Here is a 20,657-nt window from a genome sequence, read left to right on the forward strand (position 1 = left end):
ATTCAGTCTGACGGCACCCGGCGGATGTTCCAATTGCAGTGCCGCCGGCCACAGTGGGAGCCTTGCGGGTGTCCAAATAGTGGACGCATGCATACGGGTGCAGGTTGAAACCACTAAGATCCTCGCAACCACCCCCGCGTTTTGGAAGCTCCCTCATGACACTAACACCTGAAAAGACCCCCGCACATTCCTCCCCCAGCCTGCCCCGTTTCGGGCAGATGCTGGCTCCGGAAGCAAAGGGCATCCTGGTCCTCGATGAGTTCACCATCGATCCCCACGCCGCGCGCAAGGAGCAGCACCGCTTCCGCGACGGCATTGCGGCAGTGGCCAAGACCATGCGCCGCATCGCAGCGCTCCGCGTGGTGATCGCCATTGTGGCCATCGGCAACCTGCCGCTGTTCCTGCTCTCGAGCGGATGGTGGATCTATGCGGTTTCGCTGGCCCTCGTGGTGGGTGTCCACACCGCCGTTACCCTGCTGAACCGGCACGAGCCGCGGATCAAGCAGAAGTCGGCCCTGGAACTGCACATGCACCGGGAACGCAGCGCCAACTACCGCAAGGTCCGGGACGCCGTGAAGTACATGATCGATACCCCCAGCCGGATGAACGAGCACCTTTACCTGGAGCTGCTCGCCGTCAAGCGGGTGGCGCTGAACCTGGCCCATGGCACCGTCGCCCTGCTGGACACGAGCGATGACTCCGCCTGGAAGGTGCGGATCGTCCGCGAGCTGCCAGCCAGCTAAGCGCTGCTGGATTAAGGGAACGACGCCGGCACTCCCCTCGTGGGGCGTGCCGGCGTCGTCTTTGTGGTCAACGGAATTTGTCTATCGCCGACCTGATTGGGAAGCCCGAAGGGCCGGGGCAGTTATGGGCTGCCGGGCAGCTTTCTATGCGGGAAGCTGGAGGACCTGTCCTTCAAAGACAAGGTTCGGGTCCGAGATGGTGTCCAGGTTTGCGTCCGCGAGCTGCTGCCAGCCGCCCTGGATGCCCAGCTTATCCGCCACGATGCTAAGGGTGTCCCCGGCCTGCAGCGTGTAGGTTTCTCCGCTGAGCGCCACCGCTGTTACGTGCTTGGCGGCAGGAACCTGGGTTGCCGGAACGGCCTGGACGTGGGCGGTTTGGACCGGCACCTGCTGCACCGGTGCCTGCTGAATTGGCGCCTGCTGGACCGGTGCGGTCCCGGTGGCGCCGCCGCTCAGGCCGAGCTGCGCAGAACAGGAGGGCCAGGCGCCCCAGCCCTGGGAGGCCTGGACCTGTTCCGCAACGGCGATCTGCTGCTCGCGGCTGGCGTCCGCCGGTGAGCCGGTGCCGCCGTATGCTGACCAGGTGCTGGGGCTGAACTGCAGGCCGCCCGAGTAGCCGTTCCCGGTATCGGTGGCCCAGTTGCCGCCGCTTTCACACTGAGCCAAAGCGTCCCATGTGGAAGTGCTGGTGGTCGCGTTGGCTGCCGTGGCGGAGAGTGCCAGGCCTGCGGCGGAAATAGCTGCCACGGTGGCTCCACGGCGCGCGACAGTACGGAAGGTGGTGTTTTTCATGTGGTGATGCTCCTGAAGGCCACCGGCGCTGGTTCCGTCCCCGGAGATCGTCGCGCCACTGCCCGCCCCTGACAAATAGAGGTCAACTTCGGTGGCTGCCGCTGGGCAGTTCTGGTGGAGGCAGCACCGGGCATTCATGCACCCGCTGGGCGGGTATGCCTTTCACGCTAGGACATGGCCGGAGGGTTATCAAATCGAGATCTGCCGGGAGTGTCGGACCGCCGGTGATCCGCCGGTGGGCGAAATTTTCCCGGGGCACTATCCTGACCGGATGGATAACATTGCCGGCGGCACCGCCGCGCCCGGAATTGAAGCTGACGAATCAGAAGGCGGCGCCCCGGCCCGGGTCCTCCCGGTGGCCGAACTGCACCTGCATATCGAGGGAACATTGCAGCCGGAGCTGATCTTCGCCCTGGCCGAACGCAACGGCATCACGCTGCCGTACTCCGGGCTGGACGAGCTGCGGGAAAAGTACGAGTTCAGTGACCTGCAATCCTTCCTGGACCTGTACTACGCCAACATGGCCGTGCTGCAGACCGAAGAGGACTTTGCTGCGATGACCCACGCCTACCTTGAGCGCGCAGCTGCCGCCGGCGTCCGGCACGCCGAGATCATGATGGACCCGCAGGCGCACCTCTCGCGCGGCATTCCCCTGGAGACCTGCGTCAACGGTGTGGCATCGGTGCTGGCCACGTCCCAGGAGGACTTCGGCATCTCCACCATGCTGATCGCCGCCTTCCTGCGCGACCTCCCCGAGGACTCGGCGCTGGAGGTCCTGGACGGACTGCTCGCCATGGAGGCGCCCATCGGGGCCATCGGCCTGGACTCCGCCGAGGTGGGCAATCCTCCTGCCAAATTCGAACGTCTCTATGCCAAGGCCCGCGAAGCAGGCCTCCGGCTGACCGCGCACGCGGGCGAGGAGGGGCCGGCGTCGTACATCATCGAAGCCCTGGACGTCCTGGGCGTGGAGCGCATCGACCACGGCATCCGCTGCATGGAGGATCCCGACCTGGTGGAGCGCCTGGTGGATGCACGGACCCCGCTCACAGTCTGCCCGCTGTCCAACGTCCGGCTCCGTGCCGTGAACACCCTCGCCGACCACCCGCTGCCGGCCATGCTCGCCGCGGGGCTGAACGTCTCGGTCAATTCTGACGATCCCGCATACTTCGGCGGCTACGTGGACGACAACTTTGCCCAGCTAAAGGCAGTCTTCGATCTCTCCGACTTTGACAAGGCCCGCCTCGCCGCGAACTCCATCCATTCGTCCTTCGCATCCGACGAGCGGAAGGCCGAACTGCTGGAGGAACTGAACGGCGGGGAAGCCACGCCCTGACGCTGCTGTGTCCCAGGCAACAACTGCATGGCAGTGCGGCTAAACTGGGTGCCGCAGGCGTGTCCGGGGACTGCAAGGCGGCACCCATGCCGGCGCTATGAGGGTTATGCAACAGCCCTTACCCGAGACCTTCGCCTCACTTTGATGCGGGATCCGCTTCATAGTCGGTCACGACACGCAGAGTTAACCAATTAAAGTCGCGCGATTTTACGGGCAGTTGGCAAGATGCCTATGACCGATCGCTTTCATAAAAGGGGAATCATGGCCAAGTCCACCGCAGAAAACACTTTCCTTCGACTCAAGACCGTCCTGGATGTCCTGACCGAAGGCGTGTGGTCAGGCGATGCACTGAACGCGGGCCAGGTCCTCGCCGAGGCGACTGCGCGCGTGCCGTTCAACGAGCACGAAGCCGAACTGCTCAGCGGCGGTATTCCCCGCGGCCACAAGACGCTCACCACCGCCACCGCCAAGCTGGTCAAGGCCGGCTGGCTGGTGAAGGGCCGCTCCGGCTGGACCATCACCGAGGACGGCATGCGTGCCACCGTGGCCTACCCCGATGCTGTTTCGTTCGCCACCGCGCTCGACGCCGGCACGCCCGTTCTTGCCGACACCCCGGTTCCCACCGCTCCCGAAGGTTTTGTCCGGAAGGTGGCCGCGGCTCCCGTTGAGCCTGCGGCCAAGGAAGCCCCGGCCAAGAAGACCGCCGCCAGGAAGACCCCCGCCAAGAAGGCAGCAGCCGTTGTGGGCAAGGCGGCGAAGGCACTTGAAGAAGCCGTTGAGCCTGTAGTGAAGGCAGTCAAGGGCAAGACGCCGGCCAAGCAGCCTGTTGCCGCCGGTTCTGTTTCCGCCGAGGCGTTCGAGGGACCGGACGTTGAGACGCACCCGCAGCCCGAAGCCGTGGCCCTTGCCGGTGACTTCAACACCATCCTGGGTGCACCGGAAAACTGGGCCCCCCAGTACGACGAAGCCCAGATGGAGTTCGACTTCCTGGACCAGCTGTGGAAGAAGAGTGCCGAGTTGCCGGCCGGCCACTACACCTTCAAGATCGCCCTGAACCGCTCATGGGACGAGAACTACGGCGCGTTTGGCACGTTCGACGGCCCCAACCACGAACTGCACCACCCCGGTGGCACGGTCACCATCCGCTACAACCACGCCACCCGCGACATCACCATCAACTAAGCGGTCCGCCCAGCCCAACTGGGTCGCAGCAAATGTCGTTTTGAACGCCCATAACGACACTTACTGCTACCCAGTTGGGGGCAGGGCGGCGATCCTGAGGAGGTCTACCCATGGCCGGCCACGACGGTTCACCAGCGGGTTCAGCACCGGGTGGTTCCTCGACGGGCACGGTGCGGCTGAGTGCACGCGTGTTCGGCGTTGTGCAAGGGGTTGGCTTCCGTTTCTGGACGATGGGCAAGGCCGAGGAACTGGGCCTGACCGGCGAGGTGCGAAACGTCAGCGACGGCTCGGTTGCCGTAGTCGCGGAGGGCCCTGAGGAGCAGGTCCATGCACTCCTCGACTGGCTGAAATCCGACCGGACCCCGGGCAGGGTGGAACGTGTCGAGGAATCCCTCACTGCGGCCGAGGGAGGCTTCCAGAGCTTCCGGGCACGCTGACTGCCGCCTGGCCCAGGCGTGCCCCGCCGTTAATCAGCGCGCGGGCTGAGGCCGATGAAGGCGCCTAGTTCCTCGAGCGCTGCGGGCCGGTGCGGCATATAGCTGGTGAGCTCGGGGGAGCGGATGATAACCGCCCGCCACTGGCCGCGGGATACGGCTACGTTGATCCGGTTCCGGTTGAGCAGGAACTCTGCGCCACGTGGAGCCTCCGCCACAGCACTGCACGCCATCGAGACAAGTACCACGGGCGCCTCCTGGCCCTGGAATTTGTCCACCGTTCCGACGCGGACCCCGGGCAGGCCGGCCTCTTCCAGATATTTCCGGACCAGGTGGACCTGTGCGTTGTAGGCAGCGACCACGAGGAGGTCCTGCTGGTCCAGCGGCCGCGCTTCGCTCTCTGCACTCGCGGTCCATTTCAGACCAAGATGGCGTTGTGCCTGGCGGACCACCTCGGCTGCTTCCTCCCTGGAGCTGGTCGCGTTGCCGGTGTGGTCCACAAACACGGTCTCGACGCCGGGCGGAAGACCCTCGAGTTCGCGCAGCGACGCCGCCGGAGCCGACTGGAGTTTCCCCTCGTAGCTGAGCTGCGACACCGCCCGGCACAGTTCGGGGTGCATCCGCCAGCTGTCCGCCAGGAAGTAGCCCAACCATGCGGGCAGGGTTGCGTGGCCGGCGGCGAGCCACCCCAGGGCGGACTCGTCCACGGGCTCAGGATGCGCGCCCTGAGTCACCTGCGGCAGCTGCTGGGGGTCCCCCAGCAGGAGCAGCCGGGTGGCGGCGCGGGAAACGGCGAGGGTGTTGGCCAGCGAGAACTGCCCTGCCTCGTCGATCACCAGCAGGTCCAGGGAACCCGCGGGAACTTCCTTCCCTGTCATGGTCCACGCTGTTCCGCCGATCAGGCACCCGCCGGGCGATGACAGTAGGCGTGCCACGTCGCCGTCGGACGTTAGGGTCCACGGCACCTCATGCGGTGCGGCCAGCTTCTTGCCCACCACCGCGGGGTCGACGCCGCCAACCTCGACGGCCCTGCACAGCAGGTTTTCCACCACGTTGTGGGACTGCGCCACTACACCCACCTTCCAGCCCTCGGCCACAAGCTGGCCGATCACGTGGGCGCCGACGAAGGTCTTGCCCGTGCCGGGAGGTCCCTGGACGGCAAGGTAGGACCTGTCGAGGTCCCGCAGCGATGCCGTGATGGCGGCGGCGTAACCGGCAGAACCGTCCGGGGCGTGCCGGACTTCCACGGGGCCTGCCAACGAACGGAACCGTGGCCGCTGCTTCCGCAGGATGTCCAGCCCCGGCTGGGCGGGCAGGGACGGGAGGGACGATCCCACGGCACGGGCAATCTCCGCGATGGCTGCCTCGATGCTGGCCGTGGCAAGTGGCTGGTCCTCGGTCAGAGCCACGGGGAGGTGCGGGTAGGCTGCCACCTTGCCCGATTCGCGCTCGGCGATGGTGATCAGGGTATGTTCCGGGTTGTCCGGCGCAGGGGAGAGTTCACTGATCATGGTGCCGAAGGTGAAGGCCCTGGCCCCGGGAGCGGCACCCGGCGCCGCCATCCCGTCCGGCGGGGGAGCATCATAGAGCCGGCACCAGGTGGAATCCGCGCGGAAATCCGAGCCTTCCGTCATGGTGCCGCGCAGCCGCAGAACCCGGGTGCGCATCCGCTCGCGCGGCTTGGCCAGCGCCCAGTCCACTGACACTTCGGCGGACTGCACCACGAACACGTTCCGCTGCTCCGACCAGTTTTCCAGCGGTGCCTCCACCCGGTCGAAATGCTGCCACCAGAACTGCTTGCGCTCGCGGCGGTGGTATCCGGTGGCAGCTGCCACCATGGCTACGGCCCGTTCGTCCTCGGTCCAGGGCCGGTTGTCCGGCAGGCCCGCCAGGTACTCGCGGAGCGCGGCCTCCTCGGGTGTCTCGTCCACGGTGTGGTGGCGTTCCCGCCCGCCACTGCGCTGCGCGGTTGCGGTTCCCGGCCGGGCTTGCACGGCCTCGGCACCGGCTGCCTGGACTTCGTCCCGCGCCCGGTCCCCGATCTCCGGGAGCCAGTCCCGCAACCGGAGCGTGGACAGGCAGTCGTACTGGTTGTAGTCGGAAATGGAGGCAAGGATCCTGCCGGCCTCCTCCTGGTGGCCGGCATCCCTGGCCGCGCAGTAGGCCGCGTAGGCGACGACGGATGCGCCGGCATCCTTGACGTCGCCGGAGCGCAGGTTATCGCCCATGTACAGCGGTTCCAGCTTCTTGATGGAGTACGACGCCTCGGAGATCCGCAGCGAATGCCGGACCGTGGCGTAGAGGTCCACGAGGAGGCCCTGCCGGAGCCAGTCGTCCACCGTTTCTTCGCCGGCCTGGTGGGCCAGGGAAAGGTTCCGCAGGGCCGTCTTCTCGTAGGAGGCGTAGTGGTAGACGTGCATGTCCGGGTAGCGGGCCCGGCGTTCCTCCACGTAGTCAAGGAAATCGAGGAAGGCGCGCCGTTCCCCGGACCGGGAATGGGCCCAGAACGGACGGAAGACGGGGTCTCCGGCAGCACCGGGCTCCGGGGCCTCGATGACGCCGAAGAGGTATTCGATGCCCCACACGCCGGTGGCCGGGTCCTGCCACAGGGGGTCACCCTCAAAGTCGAAGAAGATGTCGCCCGGGCTGGGGGCGGGCAGCGAATCAATGGTGTTGTCCGGCAGGACCGTGTAGGAGACGGTGTGCGGGTGCCCATCCTTGGTGAAGGTCCGCGACCCGGCAGCCCGGTCCAGTCCCAGCTGCATGCGGGCCTGCGACCGCAGCCTTGCCACGGAATCGGAGGCTCCATCCGCCGGCATGGCGGCGAGCTGGTCGATGGTGGTGATGCCCTCGGCGTGGAGCTTCCGGCGCCGCACCACTGACATCCCGGCAACCATCAGCAGGTCCCGGTGAACCTGCACCTGCTCGGCGCAGTAATCGCACCGCCCGCAGTGCACAACGCCGGGCTGCTGCCACTCGACGGGGACCCCGGCGGTCCGGTGGGCGGCAGTCAGCTGGCGGAAGCGCCGGCGTCGTTCCCGGAAAACGGGGAGCAGGTCAGGGAGGGAATGGCTGCTGCGAAGCCAGTCCTCACCCACCCTGGTGCCCAGCACCAGCGTGACGACGGGGGAGGGATCCAGTCCCATTCCGATGAGCTGGTCCCCGTAGGCGGCGAGCTGCAGCAGGGCGCCCACCTTGGCATGCCGGGCGAGCTTAGTGTCCCAGACTTCGTAGCGCCCCGGGTTCCCGGTACCAGCGGCCTCGTTCACCAGGAAGTCGGCATAACCGAGGAACTCGCCGTCGAAGAACGTGGCCTGGAAGACAACGTCGGCACCGGACCGGAGTGCCAGCTCGGTCTCCGCATGCTTGGCCTGCAGTTCGCCGCGCAGGTTTTCCCCGCGTTCCAGGGAGTAGACCCCGGCGCCCCGGCTGGCGTCCCACTCACCGTACTTCCGGACCAGGCCGGCCAGGACCGCCTGCTCATGCCGGTCACCCAGTTCGCCGGCCCGCACGCGCATCTCATCTGCCGGGAATTCCGCCTTCGGGGCGCGGCCCAGCTTTTCGTCCAGGATGCGGAGCGCGCGGTACTCACACTCGCTCGCGGCCACCAGGTCGCTGGCGGAAAACACCAGGTCCGGAGCCGCGCCGGCGCTGGCAGCTTCGAGCAGAAACACGGGGCCTCCCCATTGACAGCCGGGCCGGAGGACGGTTCCTGGGGCCCTGGTTTACACCTGCACCAAACGTAGCAAGAGGGCCCGACAATTAAGCGGTCAGCCCTTGGCGTCCGCCCGGACCTGGGCCTTGTCGTGTTCGTCGTGGGCGTTCCGGAGCAGTTTCAGGAACTCGGTTTCGTTGCGGATCAGCCTCTTGTACTTCTCCGGGAGCTTGCGGATCTGGTCCTCCTCGCGGCACATCTTCGCGAAGAGCTTGTCCCGCTCCACCATGTCAGTCTCGTAGTTGAGGTCCAGGTACTCGATGGCGTGGCGCTTGGCCCCGGATACGGCGTTCTTGGCTTTGCCCTTCGGACTGAAGACGGACGCCAGTACCGTAACCAGCAGGACGCCTAGGATCACGCTGAGCGAAACCTCGGTGCTTACTTCCACCACGCTGACGTGTTCGCCGTCATTGACGAACGGGAGGGTGTTTTCGTGCAGCGCGTGCAGGATCAGCTTGACGCCGATGAATCCCAGGATCACCGCGAGGCCGTAAGAGAGGAAGATCAGCCGGTCCAGCAGGCCGTCAATCAGGAAGTACAGCTGCCGCAGGCCCATCAGGGAGAACGCCGTGGCGGTGAAGACAATGAACACGTTCTGGGTGAGACCGAAGATGGCCGGAATGGAATCGAGGGCAAACAGGATGTCCGTGCCGCCGATAGCCACCATCACCAGGAGCATCGGGGTGAGGACCCGTTTGCCGTTCTCCATGGTGAAGAGCTTGTCACCGTCGTAGTGGGCCGACGCCGGGAGGTACTTCCTGGCGAGCCGGACCACCAGGCCTTCGGAGTGTTGGTCGTGGCCTTCCGGCCGGAGCAGGTTGCCGGCGGTGATGAGCAGGATCAGTCCGAAGATATAGAACACCCAGGCGAAACTGTTGATCAGCGCAGCTCCAAGGAGGATGAAACCCGTGCGGGCGATCAGCGAGAAGATAATGCCGAACAGCAGCACCTTCTGCTGGTCTGCCCGGGGCACCCTGAAGCTGGCCATGATGATGAGGAATACGAAGAGGTTGTCCACGGACAGTGCCTTCTCCGTGATGTAGCCGGCAAAGTACTCGGTTCCCATGGTCGGCCCGCCAAACAGGAGCACAGCGAGCCCGAAAAGCACCGCGATGCCCACATAGATGGCGGACCAGACGGCGGCTTCCCTGAGGGACGGCGTGTGGGCCTTCCGCACATGGAAGAAGAAGTCGAAGGCCAGCAGGCCAACGATTCCTGCGATGGTCAGGATCCAGACTATGGAGGGTATTTCCACGCGGCAGGCCTTTCGTCGTCAGTCTCCTTCAAGCCTACGCGGGCTTGAGCAGTTCATGCTTTACGACGGCGGAACGCGACAACGTCTTGTACCCCTCCTGTTCGAACAGGACGGTGATGACGTCATCCTCGTGCCGCATGACCAGGCCGGATCCCCATTCCTTGTGCACCACGGTGGACTGGAGCGGGAAGGGATCATCGGCTTGCTTCTTCGCGCCCGGCTTTTTGGCTGCCTGCGCCTTCTTCCCTGACGGGCCCTTCTTCTTTGGCGCGTCCTTTTTGCCTGCCTGTGCCTTCCTGTCTGGTCCGCCGCCGTCGTGCGCAGCTTCTGCCGCCTCCTCCCGGCCGGCCGCCGCGGTGCAGCCATCGCAGTTCCCGCAGGGCTCGGGCAGGTCCTCACCGAAGTAGCCCAGCAGGAACTGCCGCCGGCAGCCGTCCGTCTCCGCATAGGCGCGCATCATGGTGAGGCGGGACTGCTCCACCCGCTGCCGGGCCTCGGCGAGTTCGACGGCGCGGTCCACCAGGGCGGGCAGCTTGGCTTTGGAGTCCAGCCGGACGCCCCGCTTGCCGATGGTGACGGCGCCCGCCTCCTCGAGCTGGTTGAGCAGCCCGGTGACCCGGCGGGCGGGAAACCCGGTCAGCTCGGCAAGGGATGACTTCGGCGTGGGCGCGTGCGCGGCCTTGAGGACGTTCAGCAGCGCCATGAGCCGTTCGGGGTCAGGGGAGCTGGTGGTGAAGAACTTCCGCAGTCCCAGGTCCTCGGACCGGTAATGCAGCACGGCTTCGGCAGGCTCCCCGTCCCGCCCGGCCCGGCCGATCTCCTGGTAGTAGGCATCCAGTGCCTCCGGAATGTCCGCGTGGACCACAAAGCGGACGTTCGCTTTATCGATGCCCATCCCGAAGGCGGTGGTGGCCACCACAACATCCAGCCCGTCTTGGAGGAACTGCTCGTGGATCCGCTCCCGGTCCGCGGCCGTCCTGCCCGCGTGGTACGCCTCGCTGCGCAGCCCGAGCCCGGCAAGCTTGGCGGCGTACTTCTCGGTGTCCTTCCGGGTGGCGGCGTAGAGCAGCCCCTGCCCGTCCCTTGCGAACCCGGCGACTTGCTCCAGCACGGCCTTCCGCTTGCCCTTGTCCTCCTGGTGCCGGACCACGTCCAGGGAAATGTTGGGCCGGTCAAAACCGTGCACCAGCACCAGCGGGTCCCGCATTTCCAGCCGGGCCACAATCTCGTCACGGACGGGCGGAGCCGCGGTGGCAGTGAGTGCCGCCACGGGCGGGCTGCCCAGCCGTTCACGGACGCTGCCAAGGCCAAGGTAATCGGGGCGGAAGTCGTGGCCCCAGGAGGAAACGCAGTGTGCCTCGTCCACCACGAACAGGGAGATGTCCAGGGCGGCCAGGCGGTCCACCGTCTCCCCCTTGGCCAGCTGCTCGGGGGCGAGGAACACGAAGGTGGCTTCCCCTGACTCGACAGCCTGCCAGGCGGCTGCCACCTCGGCATCGCTGTGCGAGGAATTGATGGCGACGGCGGCCCCGGCGCCCAGGTCACCGGCCAGGCCATCCTGCTGGTCCTCCTGCAGTGCGATCAGGGGTGACACCACCACGGCGGGACGTCCCGTCGTGTGGTGCAGATGCTGCGCTGCCACCTGGTAGATGGCGGACTTCCCGTATCCGGTGGGCATCACGGCCAGGACGTCGCGGCCCGCAGCCAGGGCGCTGATACCGGCCAGCTGGCCGTCCCGCAGCCCGGGCAGGGAGAACGAAGACGCCGCGAGGGCGGCGAGGGCAGAATCGTCGGACATGAAAGGCAGCTCCGCGCAGTGGGTCCCGCGGCCGCTTGCTTCAGCCGTGGGAACCAGCCTACGCCAGCCGCGGGCCGCCGTCGTCCATCCCTTGACTTCCTCGGCGGGACGAACAACTGTGGAGGAAGCTGGTCCGCCGGCGGATGCCGAAGGCAATGGGGACCAGGAATCAGCCGAGGAGTGTGCAGCGTGACGCGCAAGAACCCAAAGGTCGAAGAAGCCGACGAGTCTGAACTCGAAGTGACCGGCCACCCCAAAACCTGGGCTGCCGGGGTGCCCGGCGTCTACTACTCCATGCAACCGGCGCTCAAGCACATGGGCGTGGAGCGGTCGCGGAAAACCCTGCTGGCGCTGAACCAGAAGGACGGGTTCGACTGCATGAGCTGCGCGTGGCCGGACCCTGGCCACCGCAAGATGTTCGAGTTCTGCGAGAACGGGGCCAAGGCGGTGACCTGGGAGGCAACGCCGGTGGTCATCGGGTCCGAGTTCTGGGCAGAGCATCCGGTCAGCGAGCTGCGGGAACGGTCCGAGTACTGGCTGGGCATGCAGGGCCGCCTCACCGAGCCGGTGTACAAGCCGGCGGGGGAGGACCACTACCGGCCGGTCAGCTGGGAGCAGGCGTTCAGCATCATCGCCGGCAAGCTGAAGTCGCTCCCCGACCCCAACCAGGCCGCGTTCTACACCAGCGGCCGTACCTCCAACGAGGCCGCCTTCCTCTACCAGCTGTTCATCCGCGCGTACGGAACCAACAACCTGCCGGACTGCTCCAACATGTGCCACGAGTCCTCCGGCTGGGGCATGGGCCAGACCATCGGCGTGGGCAAGGCAACGGTGTCCTACGACGACTTTGCCAAGGCGGACCTCATCATCGTCATGGGGCAGAACCCGGGCACCAACCATCCGCGGATGCTCACAGCCCTGGAGGAAGCCAAGGAAGCCGGCTGCAAGATCGTGGCGGTCAATCCGCTGCCGGAGGCCGGCCTGATGCGGTACAAGAACCCGCAGAAGGTGAAGGGCATCATCGGGCACGGCACGGACCTGGCGGACCAGTTCCTGCAGGTGCGGATCGGGGGCGACATGGCGCTGCTGCAGGCCATTTCCAAGCGAGTGCTCGAGGCCGAAGACGCCCATCCCGGGACGGTGCTGGACCACAAATTCCTCGAAGAACACTGCGACGGGCTGGCGGAGCTGCGGGCCCACCTTGCCCGGCTGGACGACGCCACGGTACTGGAAGCCACCGGGCTCCGCCTGGAGGAGATCGAGGAACTGGCGGCCCGGTATATCGCAGCTGACCGGGTGATCATCACCTGGGCCATGGGCATCACGCAGCAGAAAAAGGGCGTGGCCACCATCAAGGAGATGATCAACCTGCTCCTGCTCCGCGGCAACATGGGCAAGCCGGGCGCCGGCGCCTCGCCAATCCGTGGGCACAGTAATGTCCAGGGCGACAGGACCATGGGGATCTGGGAGCAGATGCCGCCCGCCTTCCTGGACGCGCTGGGGCAGGAGTTCGATTTCGAGCCCCCGCGCGACCATGGACTCGACGCCGTCCAAACGGTCCGGGCAATGCGCGACGGCGGCATCAAGGCTTTCATTGCGCTCGGCGGCAATTTCGTGGGGGCCATCTCGGACACCCGTGCCGCGGAGGAGGCGATGGAAAAGACGGAGCTGTCTGTCCAGATTTCCACTAAGCTCAACCACTCACATGGAGTGACGGGGGCCGAGGCCCTGATCCTGCCCACACTGGGCCGGACGGAGATCGACCGGCAGGAGTCCGGGCCGCAGTTCGTCTCCGTGGAGGACACCGTGTGCGCAGTCCATGCCTCGCACGGCACCGTGGAGCCGGTGGCACCGGGGCTGCTGTCCGAAGTGGCCATCGTCTGCCGGCTCGCCGCGGCCACGCTGGGTGACCGGACCTCGGCAGACTGGGCCGGCTTTGAAAAGAACTACGACCTGATCCGGGACCACATATCCCATGTGGTGAACGGCTGCGAGGACTACAACCGGAAGATCCGGCAGGAAGGCGGGTTCATCCTGCCCAACGGGCCCCGCGACTCGCGGACCTTCAACACGCCCACGGGCAAGGCCATGTTCACTGTCAACGAGCTGGAGTACGTGGAGCGGCCTCCGGGAACCCTGATCCTGCAGACCATGCGCTCGCACGACCAGTTCAACACAACCATTTACGGCCACAACGACCGGTACCGCGGTATCAAGAAGGGCCGCGAGGTGGTGTTCGTGAACCCCGTAGACCTGACGGAGCTGGGGCTGTCCGACGGGCAACACGTGGACATTCACGGCGTGTACTCCGACGGAGTGGACCGGGTGCTGCGGAACTACCGCGTGGTCTCCTACCCCTCGGCCCGCGGCTGTGCGGCGGCATATTATCCGGAGGCGAACGTGCTGGTGCCGCTGGAAAGCGTGGCGGAGGGAAGCCAGACGCCGGCGTCGAAAGCCGTCATCGTCCGGCTTGAACCCGTACCCGTGCTGGAGGAGGAGCCCACCGCCTGGGGCTAATGTGCTGGCCGCGGGCAGCACCGGATCAACATGTCCCCGTCTTAGAGACTTTTCCCCATGGCATTCGGCGGGGAGTCGTCCATCAGGCGGGGATGTCGCCTGTTACTGGGCCGTGTCCGCCCAGCCGCGGCTGGCGGGACCGCCGTCGCGCCCGTCCTCGCACAGCTGGAAAGCGGTCCGGGCGGCCTTTTCCACGGCAGCCGCCGAGGCCTCCCTGGTTCCGGCGCTGCCCGTCCCGGCGTCCAGCCCGGCAGCATAGCCGACCAGGAACGTGGTGACCGGCGCCGCCGCGTGGATGACGTTGTCCGCGGACTTGCGGGCGAGGTCCAGGAGCAGCTCGTGGTCCACTTTCATGTCCAGTATCTGGAGGGCCTGCGCCAGCCGGTTGCTCCACTGGTCCAGTACCTGTGCCTCGTCGTCGTTGACTGTCATGGTCCGCTCCTTGCCATCGAAATGTGCCGGTATTGCTGTCCGGTGCCGACACTACAAGGCTTTGGAACGGAAGTCACCGGGTGCAGGCCCCCAGTGCGGAAATAGAGACGCGGCCCACCGGGTTACGCTGTCCAGAGGCCGCACCGCATCGAAGGAGATCCCCTTGAGTGACATCACCGTCCGCCACAACGCCGAGCGCGAACGTTTCGAGATCCTCGACGCCGGGAACGTGATCGGGAAGGCTGCGTATAAGGCGTACGACGGCGGCGGGTCGCCGCAGCGGATCTTCTACCACACAGTTGTTAACGAGGAGTATGGCGGACAGGGCCTGGCCGGCCGGCTGGCCACGGCGGCCCTGGATGACACGGTCGCTGCCGGCACGGGCATCGTCCCGGTGTGCCCGTTCATCAAGAAGTTCCTGGCCAAGCACCCCGAATACGCCGGCAGCGTGGTGGCGGTCAAGCCTGCGCACCTTGAATTCCTGGACACGGCGCTGGCCGCCCGCGCCAGGTAGCGAGCAGCGCCACGACACGCATCGCGGCGATGGTGATTACGCGCGTCCCGGCCAGTGCCGCGACACTCCGGCGGGCTATCAGCCGGCTCCCAACAGCTGGTGATCTAATCGGCATCACATCGCGTGCTGGGGCGTGATGCCCGGATCGTTGAGTTGTGACAGGAGCCCGTATGCCGGTGCACCCAGTAAAGCCCCGGGTAGAACAGGAAGTTCTCCCCGTCCGCCACGGACGGAGGAAGGCGGGGCTCCTGTTGTGCGCCGTCGCGCTGGTCATCGTTGCCACCATCGCCCTGGCCGTGATCCGGTCCGAGCCGTTCGGCGGGACCGCTGCGCCCACGGCCGCCGCCCCGGTCCCGGCCAAGCCGGTGGCTGCCGCCCCTGACTCGCTGCAGGACAAGGTTGAGTCCCTCCTCGACGAGGCCGGCGACTACCGGGTGGGAGTCGCGCTGGCGGACGTCTCGGGTGATGCCGAATTGGCGTTCGGTGATACCGGCGTGTTCACGGCCGCCAGCACCGCCAAGCTGATCACCGCGGCAGCCTTCTACCATCTGGTCGAAACCGGGGAAGCCGGCTTTGATGACCCGATGGGGGATTACGACGCCGCCTTCCAAATGGAGGCCATGGTGAACCAGAGCAACAACGATTCGTGGCTGCTGCTGATGGACGCCGTGGGCTACCCCCGGCTGATCGACTACGCGGCCTCCATCGGCGTCACCTACGATCCTGAACAGAACCTGCTGACCGCCGCAGACATGGCCATGGTCCTCAAGAAGCTGCATTCGGGGGAGCTGCTCAACGAAGCCAACACGGCGGAGCTGCTCGGATACATGGAAGACACCAACAACGACGACCTTATCCCCGCCGGCTCCCGCGCCGGCATCGAGGTGCAGCACAAATACGGGGAAATGGACGGGGAACTCCATGACGCAGCGCTCCTGACCTACCGGGGTTCCACCTTCGCGCTGGTGGTCTACACGGAGAACCCCGAAGGCTTCGAGGAACCGGAACAGGCGGAGCTCATCCGGGAGTTGACCGGCGCGGTGGAGGACGCCCTGTTCCCGCTGACCCCGGCCGGGAAGTAACAGCCCCGGGGACCGGGAGGACGCCTCCAGGCAGCCAAAGTGGCTTCCCGGCCGCACCTTGCACCAGACTGTTACCGTGAGCAACAACCCCCGGACTGCCCTGGCCGTTGCCGGCCTCAGCCTGGGCACGGCACTGAACCCCCTCAACTCCTCCATGATCGCCGTGGCGCTTGTGGTGCTCCGCGCCGATTTCGGGCTCGACGTCGCCGCCGTCACCTGGGTGGTCACGTCCTTCTACCTCGCCTCCGCGGCGGGCCAGCCGGTAATGGGGAGGCTGGCGGACCGGTTCGGACCGCGCCGGATGTTCATGCTGGGCATGGCCCTGGTGGCGGTCACCTGTGCCCTGGCACCGCTCGCCCCGAATTTCGCCCTCCTCTGCGTTGCCCGGGCGGTGATGGCGCTCGGCACAGCCACCGCCTACCCAAGCGCCGTGGTGATGGTGGGTGCCATCGCGCACCGTGCCGGAATGGAACCGGCCCGCCCGCTGGGACGGCTGCAGATGGCAAACACGTCCGCTGCCGCCGTCGGGCCCGTTGTGGGCGGGCTGCTGGTCAGCCTGGTGGGCTGGGAAGCACTGTTCCTGGTCAACGTTCCGCTCGCGCTGGCCGCGCTGCTAGTCGTCCGGCAGGCGGCTCCGCCGGACGAGGCCAGGGAGCGGGGGAGCGTGGCCGAGCTGTTGCGGGACTCCGACATCCCCGGGATCCTGGCATTCGTGGCCGCGCTGATGCTGGTGATGATGGCCGCGCTCAATGTGCTGCCCGGCTACCGCTGGTGGATGCTGGGCGCGGGAACAGTGATCGCTGCCGTCTTCGCCTGGCGCGAGCTCCACTTCACCCGGCCCTTCCTGGACCTTCGCCTGCTGGGGCGGAACCGGCCGCTGATGCTGGTGTACCTGGCGTTCGCGGTGTTCAGCAGCGTCTACTACTTCGTCTTCTTTGGCCTGCCGCAGCTACTGCAGGAAGCCGGCGGCTACGATCCCGGCGTTGTGGGCCTGCTGATGCTGCCGCTGGCCGGGATGTCCGTGGTAGCCACGCCGTGGGCGGTCAAGGCGATGGGAAAGTTCGGGGTACGGCGAGTCCTGCTTGCCGGCGTCGTCCTGCTGACCGCTGCGGCCGGGCTGATGTGGCTGCTGACCGGCAGCCTTGCCATACCGCTGGTGGTGGTGATGACCGCCCTCATGGGCGTGCCCTACGGGACGGTGGGGATTGCCTCCAACCAGGGCATGTTCGTGTCCACCCGGCCGCAGGAGCGGGGAGTGGCGGCGGGGATTTACCAGACGTGCCGGTACGTGGGCGCCATTACCGCCACCGTGATGATCGGCGTCTTCGCGGCCGGCGGGGTGGACCAGGAAAGCTGGGCGCGGATGGTGCTCGCCATGATGGTCCTGTGCGCGGTGACGTTCTGCCTGAGCCTGCTGTGGCGGCAGCGGGAGGCCCAGCACCACCCCTAGGAAGCGTTTGGACGCCGTGCCATGCTGGCCCCATGGGAAACATGATCACTCTGGGAAACGCTGCAACCTCAGTGCAGGCCTATGTTGCTGAGCCCCCGGGAACACCCAAGGGCGGCCTGGTGGTGGTGCATGAGGTGTGGGGCCTGGTGGACCACATCAAGGACGTCGCGGACCGGTATGCCGCGGCAGGCTACCTGGTGGTCGCGCCGGACCTGCTGTCCGGAGCCGGGGGCGTGCCGGACCTGAGCGGGGAGCTTCAAAAAGCGGTGTTCGACCCCGAACAGCGCAGCAACGCGCAGCCCCGAATGCGGAAGCACATGGCGCCAATGCGCTCGCCGGAATATGCCAAGCACGCCGTTGCCGGCCTCCGGACCTGTTTCGAACACCTGGATGGTGTGCCGGGACTGGCCGGCCGAGTTGCCGCGACGGGCTTCTGCCTGGGCGGGACCTACACCTTTTCCCTGGCCGCAGCCGAACCCAGGCTGCGTGCGGCCGTTCCCTTCTACGGCCACGCCGAGTTCAAAGACGCGGGAGCTCGGAGCCATCGCCTGTCCGGTCCTGGCGTTCTACGGGGGGAAGGATACTGCCCTGATGGAGGAGCTGCCCGGGCTGAAGCGGCGGATGGCGGCAGCGGGCGTGGATTTTGAAACCGTGGTGTATCCGGAGACGGGCCATGCCTTCTTCAATGACACCAACAGGTACACCTACAACGCCGAAGCTGCGGCCGACGCATGGAACCGGACCCTCTCGTTCCTGGACAGAAGCCTCAGGGACTAGCACGCCGGGATTATCGTGGACGTATGGACTCTCCGAAGGTTCAGCTGTACCTGGATATCGCCGCCAAGGGATTGGGCATCATCGGTGTTGCGCTGATGATCTTCACCCGGGGCGGCTGGTTCTATGTTGGGGTGGCCGCGGTGGTCCTGGGCGTGCTGTTCATGGGCGGCTCCCTGGTGGCCAGCCGGAAGCTGCGCCAGCGCAGGTGGGACGGCACGCGGCGGACCTGAGCCCGCCGCGTCCCTGCGAAAGTAGCGGCTGCCGTACCGGAACGCCGCCGTCGTCGAGCCCTAGGTGTACATCAGCGAGCCGGGCGCGGTGAGCTTCTGTCCCGTTTCCAGCCAGGTCTTCAGGCCGGACAGGATCATCGGCCAGCCGCCGTAGAGCTGCTCGTTGGCGCCTTCGCGGAGGTCGCTGTGGGTGACGGTCAGCCGGCATGAGTCGCCCACGGGTTCGATCTCCCACGTGATCTTAGAGGTCCCCTCGGCCTTGACGTCCTCGCCCCACAGCGCCCGCATGGTCTGGACGAGCCGGCGGGGCGGGTCCACTTCCAGGTTTTCGCCTTCACCCAGCGGTGCGTCAGCCTTGACGTTGTTCATCACAAAGCGACCGCCCGGCGTCCAGTCTGACTCAATGGTGTTCCCGAACTGGTACTTGCTGCGGATGTCGCTGTCCGTGATGGCTTCCCACAGCCGCTCGGGTGTGGTCTTGATGTAAATCTCGAAGATCTTTTCCATGGGACTTTCCAATCTGGATTTGAGGTCGCTGAGGCCAGCGGCCCATGGTTCTGCGTATTTGCTCACCCAACGGTCGTGGACCAGGCGGATGGGTACCGGGTTCAGGAAGTGCAGCTTTTCCCGTCCCCGACGGCGGGTCACCACCAGGCCCGCATCCTCCAGCAGGCGGAGGTGCTTGGCGATCCCGAACCGGGTCATGGCGAACCGTGCCTCAAGTGCGCTCAGGGTTTGGCCATCCTCCCGGAACAGCTCATCCAGGAGGTCCCGGCGGGTGGGGTCGGCGAGTGCTTTGAACACGTCGTCCATGCCTTCATCATAGGTGACCAAATGGTCACATATCAAGAGGTCCCATTGCTCTTCCCGTCCGCGGCGGGGCCTCACTACGGGGCGGTGGACGGCTGGCGGGGCTGGATGTTGTGGTTTCGGCTGAAGAGGTTGCCGGGGTCGTACCGCTGCTTGAGGCCGATGAGGTTGTCGTACTTGTCCGCACCGTAGGTCAGGCGTGCGGCGTGCGGGTCCTGGCGGGTTTCGCCGCCCAGGAAATTCAGGTATTCACCCTGTTCCGCGAAGGGCTGCATCCGTGCGTGTGCCTGCCGCGCAAACTCGGTGAGGCGTACGTCGTCGTCCGCGTCGGACCAGAAGCCGTAGACGTTCAGCAGGAACCTCGAGGACCTGTTGGGGTAGGCGGTGGACTCCTCCGGGACCCGGCTGAAGGCTCCGCCCAGGAGGTGGATGTCGATCCCGGTGCCCCGCCACTGCACCTCGGAGGCAATACCTGCCACCACGTCGATGACTTCCCCGTCCAACCGGGAGAAGGAGACGTTCTTCCAGTAGCCCCGTGAGCCGGTGGGGAAGAGGCTGTCCATGGCGCTTTGCCACTCGATCCAGGAAACCGGGCCCACCTCCTCCTGGTCCGGCGGCGCGAGTTTCCGCAACTGATCGATGAGGTCCAGTCCGGGCTGGTGGTCGGTGCCCGCCCAGGCGCACCCGATGACCATCCAGACGGCGTCGCCCAGTCCGAACTCCGCAGGAAAAGCGATGAAGCTGACAATCGGGTTCATCTCGTCCGGCAGGTCCCGGGTCCAAGTCTCGAAACCGGCCAGGGCGTCCTTCCAGTGCTCGGGAGCATAGAAGAGGTTCCCGCCCAGGACGGGCTGGGGAAGCGGCCGGGCACGGAACGTGAAGGAGGAAACGACGCCGAAATTGCCGCCGCCGCCGCGCACTCCCCAGAAAAGCTCAGCGTTTTCATGCTCACTCGCGCGGAGGTGGTCGCCGGCGGCCGTGACGATGTGCACCGAGTTCAGGTTGTCGAGCGCCAGCCCGTTGCTCCGCGTGAGCCAGCCGACGCCGCCCCCGAGAGTAAGCCCGGCGATGCCCGTGGCGCTGATGACCCCGATGGGGACCGCCAGGCCGTGCTCCACCGTCGCCCTGTCCACGTCCGCCAGGGTTGCGCCCGGCTCCACGGTGACCAGGCGCGTAACCGGATCCACGGCTACCTCACGCAGCCTGCTCAGGTCCAGGACCAGGCCGCCCTCCACGCTGCCGTGCCCGGCCACATTGTGTCCGCCGCCCCGGACCGCCAGCACCAGGCCGGTGCTGCGGGCTGCGGCCAGGACGGGGTCGATGTCCGCCACGGAACCGGCCAGGGCAATGGCCCGGGGATGCAGGTCATGCATGCCGTTCCAAACCCGGCGCGCGTCCTCGTAGCCGGCGTCGCCGGGCTGGAGCAGGCTGCCGCTGAGCTGGCTGCGCAACCCTTCCAGTGCCTGGGTGATCTGGTCTTCTGAACGGCCTTGTTCCATGGTCTGACCTCGCCGGATACAGTGCCGGGTCCTCACCGATCCGGCCGGGATGAACGTGGAGTACGCACCTTGAACGGGTGCGATTGGCAACGGC

16 protein-coding genes and 1 pseudogene are annotated in these 20,657 nt (G+C 66.4%); 10 read left to right on the plus strand and 7 right to left on the minus strand.

Translation table 11 applies throughout. The features are described from left to right. Positions 1 to 155: 155 nt before the first annotated feature. Positions 156 to 743, plus strand: a complete 588-nt coding sequence (locus tag AC5RT3_RS13760; RefSeq protein WP_494052864.1) for a hypothetical protein — start codon at positions 156 to 158, stop codon at positions 741 to 743. Positions 744 to 887: 144 nt separating this feature from the next. On the opposite strand, the gene AC5RT3_RS13765 is transcribed toward AC5RT3_RS13760, so the two are convergent. Beyond that, the gene (locus AC5RT3_RS13765; RefSeq protein ID WP_494052865.1) at positions 888 to 1,535 is read right to left on the minus strand and encodes a transglycosylase family protein; all 648 of its coding nucleotides are present in this window, start codon (positions 1,533 to 1,535) and stop codon (positions 888 to 890) included. Between the two features lie 271 nt (positions 1,536 to 1,806). On the opposite strand from AC5RT3_RS13765, the gene AC5RT3_RS13770 reads away from it, so the two are divergent. The 3 genes from AC5RT3_RS13770 (at position 1,807) to AC5RT3_RS13780 (ending at position 4,487) form a co-directional block, all read left to right on the plus strand. Next, positions 1,807 to 2,868: an adenosine deaminase gene (locus AC5RT3_RS13770; protein ID WP_494124435.1), complete on the plus strand. Its 1,062-nt coding sequence runs from the start codon at positions 1,807 to 1,809 to the stop codon at positions 2,866 to 2,868. Between the two features lie 261 nt (positions 2,869 to 3,129). Further along, a complete protein-coding gene (locus tag AC5RT3_RS13775) occupies positions 3,130 to 4,050 on the plus strand; it encodes a pullulanase X25 domain-containing protein (RefSeq protein ID WP_494124436.1) in 921 nt (306 codons plus the stop codon). 110 nt (positions 4,051 to 4,160) lie between these two features. Next, a complete protein-coding gene (locus tag AC5RT3_RS13780) occupies positions 4,161 to 4,487 on the plus strand; it encodes an acylphosphatase (protein ID WP_494011634.1) in 327 nt (108 codons plus the stop codon). A 29-nt stretch (positions 4,488 to 4,516) separates the two neighbouring features. On the opposite strand, the gene AC5RT3_RS13785 is transcribed toward AC5RT3_RS13780, so the two are convergent. The 3 genes from AC5RT3_RS13785 to AC5RT3_RS13795 form a co-directional block, all read right to left on the minus strand. Beyond that, the gene (locus tag AC5RT3_RS13785; RefSeq protein ID WP_494124437.1) at positions 4,517 to 8,158 is read right to left on the minus strand and encodes a TM0106 family RecB-like putative nuclease; all 3,642 of its coding nucleotides are present in this window, start codon (positions 8,156 to 8,158) and stop codon (positions 4,517 to 4,519) included. Between the two features lie 96 nt (positions 8,159 to 8,254). Further along, positions 8,255 to 9,454, minus strand: a complete 1,200-nt coding sequence (locus tag AC5RT3_RS13790) for a TerC family protein (protein ID WP_494124438.1) — start codon at positions 9,452 to 9,454, stop codon at positions 8,255 to 8,257. Positions 9,455 to 9,488: 34 nt separating this feature from the next. Further along, entirely contained in the window at positions 9,489 to 11,252 is a 1,764-nt protein-coding gene (locus AC5RT3_RS13795) for a RecQ family ATP-dependent DNA helicase (RefSeq protein WP_494052871.1), read from the minus strand. 189 nt (positions 11,253 to 11,441) lie between these two features. Here AC5RT3_RS13795 and AC5RT3_RS13800 point away from each other — a divergent pair, with 189 nt between their 5' ends. Next, a complete protein-coding gene (locus AC5RT3_RS13800; RefSeq protein ID WP_494124439.1) occupies positions 11,442 to 13,769 on the plus strand; it encodes an FdhF/YdeP family oxidoreductase in 2,328 nt (775 codons plus the stop codon). Between the two features lie 102 nt (positions 13,770 to 13,871). Here AC5RT3_RS13800 and AC5RT3_RS13805 read toward each other — a convergent pair whose 3' ends face one another. After that, positions 13,872 to 14,201, minus strand: coding sequence for a DUF6457 domain-containing protein (locus tag AC5RT3_RS13805; protein ID WP_494052873.1), 330 nt, complete (start codon positions 14,199 to 14,201; stop codon positions 13,872 to 13,874). 163 nt (positions 14,202 to 14,364) lie between these two features. Here AC5RT3_RS13805 and AC5RT3_RS13810 point away from each other — a divergent pair, with 163 nt between their 5' ends. From AC5RT3_RS13810 to AC5RT3_RS13830, 5 genes and pseudogenes are all read left to right on the plus strand, one after another. Then, a complete protein-coding gene (locus AC5RT3_RS13810; RefSeq protein WP_494052874.1) occupies positions 14,365 to 14,715 on the plus strand; it encodes a GNAT family N-acetyltransferase in 351 nt (116 codons plus the stop codon). A gap of 170 nt (positions 14,716 to 14,885) precedes the next feature. Further along, positions 14,886 to 15,797: a serine hydrolase gene (locus AC5RT3_RS13815; RefSeq protein WP_494124440.1), complete on the plus strand. Its 912-nt coding sequence runs from the start codon at positions 14,886 to 14,888 to the stop codon at positions 15,795 to 15,797. A 76-nt stretch (positions 15,798 to 15,873) separates the two neighbouring features. Further along, on the plus strand, positions 15,874 to 17,247 hold the full coding sequence (locus AC5RT3_RS13820; protein ID WP_494124441.1) for an MFS transporter: 1,374 nt from the start codon (positions 15,874 to 15,876) through the stop codon (positions 17,245 to 17,247). A gap of 41 nt (positions 17,248 to 17,288) precedes the next feature. After that, positions 17,289 to 18,024: pseudogene (locus AC5RT3_RS13825) on the plus strand (dienelactone hydrolase family protein). Between the two features lie 23 nt (positions 18,025 to 18,047). Beyond that, a complete protein-coding gene (locus AC5RT3_RS13830; RefSeq protein ID WP_494011624.1) occupies positions 18,048 to 18,254 on the plus strand; it encodes a hypothetical protein in 207 nt (68 codons plus the stop codon). A 60-nt stretch (positions 18,255 to 18,314) separates the two neighbouring features. Here AC5RT3_RS13830 and AC5RT3_RS13835 read toward each other — a convergent pair whose 3' ends face one another. Both AC5RT3_RS13835 and AC5RT3_RS13840 read right to left on the minus strand, forming a co-directional pair. Next, a complete protein-coding gene (locus AC5RT3_RS13835) occupies positions 18,315 to 19,067 on the minus strand; it encodes an ArsR/SmtB family transcription factor (RefSeq protein ID WP_494124442.1) in 753 nt (250 codons plus the stop codon). A gap of 74 nt (positions 19,068 to 19,141) precedes the next feature. Then, complete coding sequence (locus AC5RT3_RS13840) at positions 19,142 to 20,563, minus strand: FAD-binding oxidoreductase (protein WP_494052878.1); 1,422 nt, start codon at positions 20,561 to 20,563, stop codon at positions 19,142 to 19,144. Positions 20,564 to 20,657: the final 94 nt, after the last annotated feature.

The sequence above is a fragment of the Arthrobacter sp. Y3221159 genome (assembly GCF_059089885.1).

Excerpts from the sequence above, each read along its gene's own strand:
- AC5RT3_RS13760 (WP_494052864.1), top strand. The coding sequence starts at position 156 with ATGACACTAACACCTGAAAAGACCCCCGCACATTCCTCCCCCAGCCTG.
- AC5RT3_RS13765 (WP_494052865.1), bottom strand. The coding sequence starts at position 1,535 with ATGAAAAACACCACCTTCCGTACTGTCGCGCGCCGTGGAGCCACCGTG.
- AC5RT3_RS13770 (WP_494124435.1), top strand. The coding sequence starts at position 1,807 with ATGGATAACATTGCCGGCGGCACCGCCGCGCCCGGAATTGAAGCTGAC.
- AC5RT3_RS13775 (WP_494124436.1), top strand. The coding sequence starts at position 3,130 with ATGGCCAAGTCCACCGCAGAAAACACTTTCCTTCGACTCAAGACCGTC.
- AC5RT3_RS13780 (WP_494011634.1), top strand. The coding sequence starts at position 4,161 with ATGGCCGGCCACGACGGTTCACCAGCGGGTTCAGCACCGGGTGGTTCC.
- AC5RT3_RS13795 (WP_494052871.1), bottom strand. The coding sequence starts at position 11,252 with ATGTCCGACGATTCTGCCCTCGCCGCCCTCGCGGCGTCTTCGTTCTCC.
- AC5RT3_RS13805 (WP_494052873.1), bottom strand. The coding sequence starts at position 14,201 with ATGACAGTCAACGACGACGAGGCACAGGTACTGGACCAGTGGAGCAAC.
- AC5RT3_RS13815 (WP_494124440.1), top strand. The coding sequence starts at position 14,886 with ATGCCGGTGCACCCAGTAAAGCCCCGGGTAGAACAGGAAGTTCTCCCC.
- AC5RT3_RS13830 (WP_494011624.1), top strand. The coding sequence starts at position 18,048 with ATGGACTCTCCGAAGGTTCAGCTGTACCTGGATATCGCCGCCAAGGGA.
- AC5RT3_RS13835 (WP_494124442.1), bottom strand. The coding sequence starts at position 19,067 with ATGGACGACGTGTTCAAAGCACTCGCCGACCCCACCCGCCGGGACCTC.
- AC5RT3_RS13840 (WP_494052878.1), bottom strand. The coding sequence starts at position 20,563 with ATGGAACAAGGCCGTTCAGAAGACCAGATCACCCAGGCACTGGAAGGG.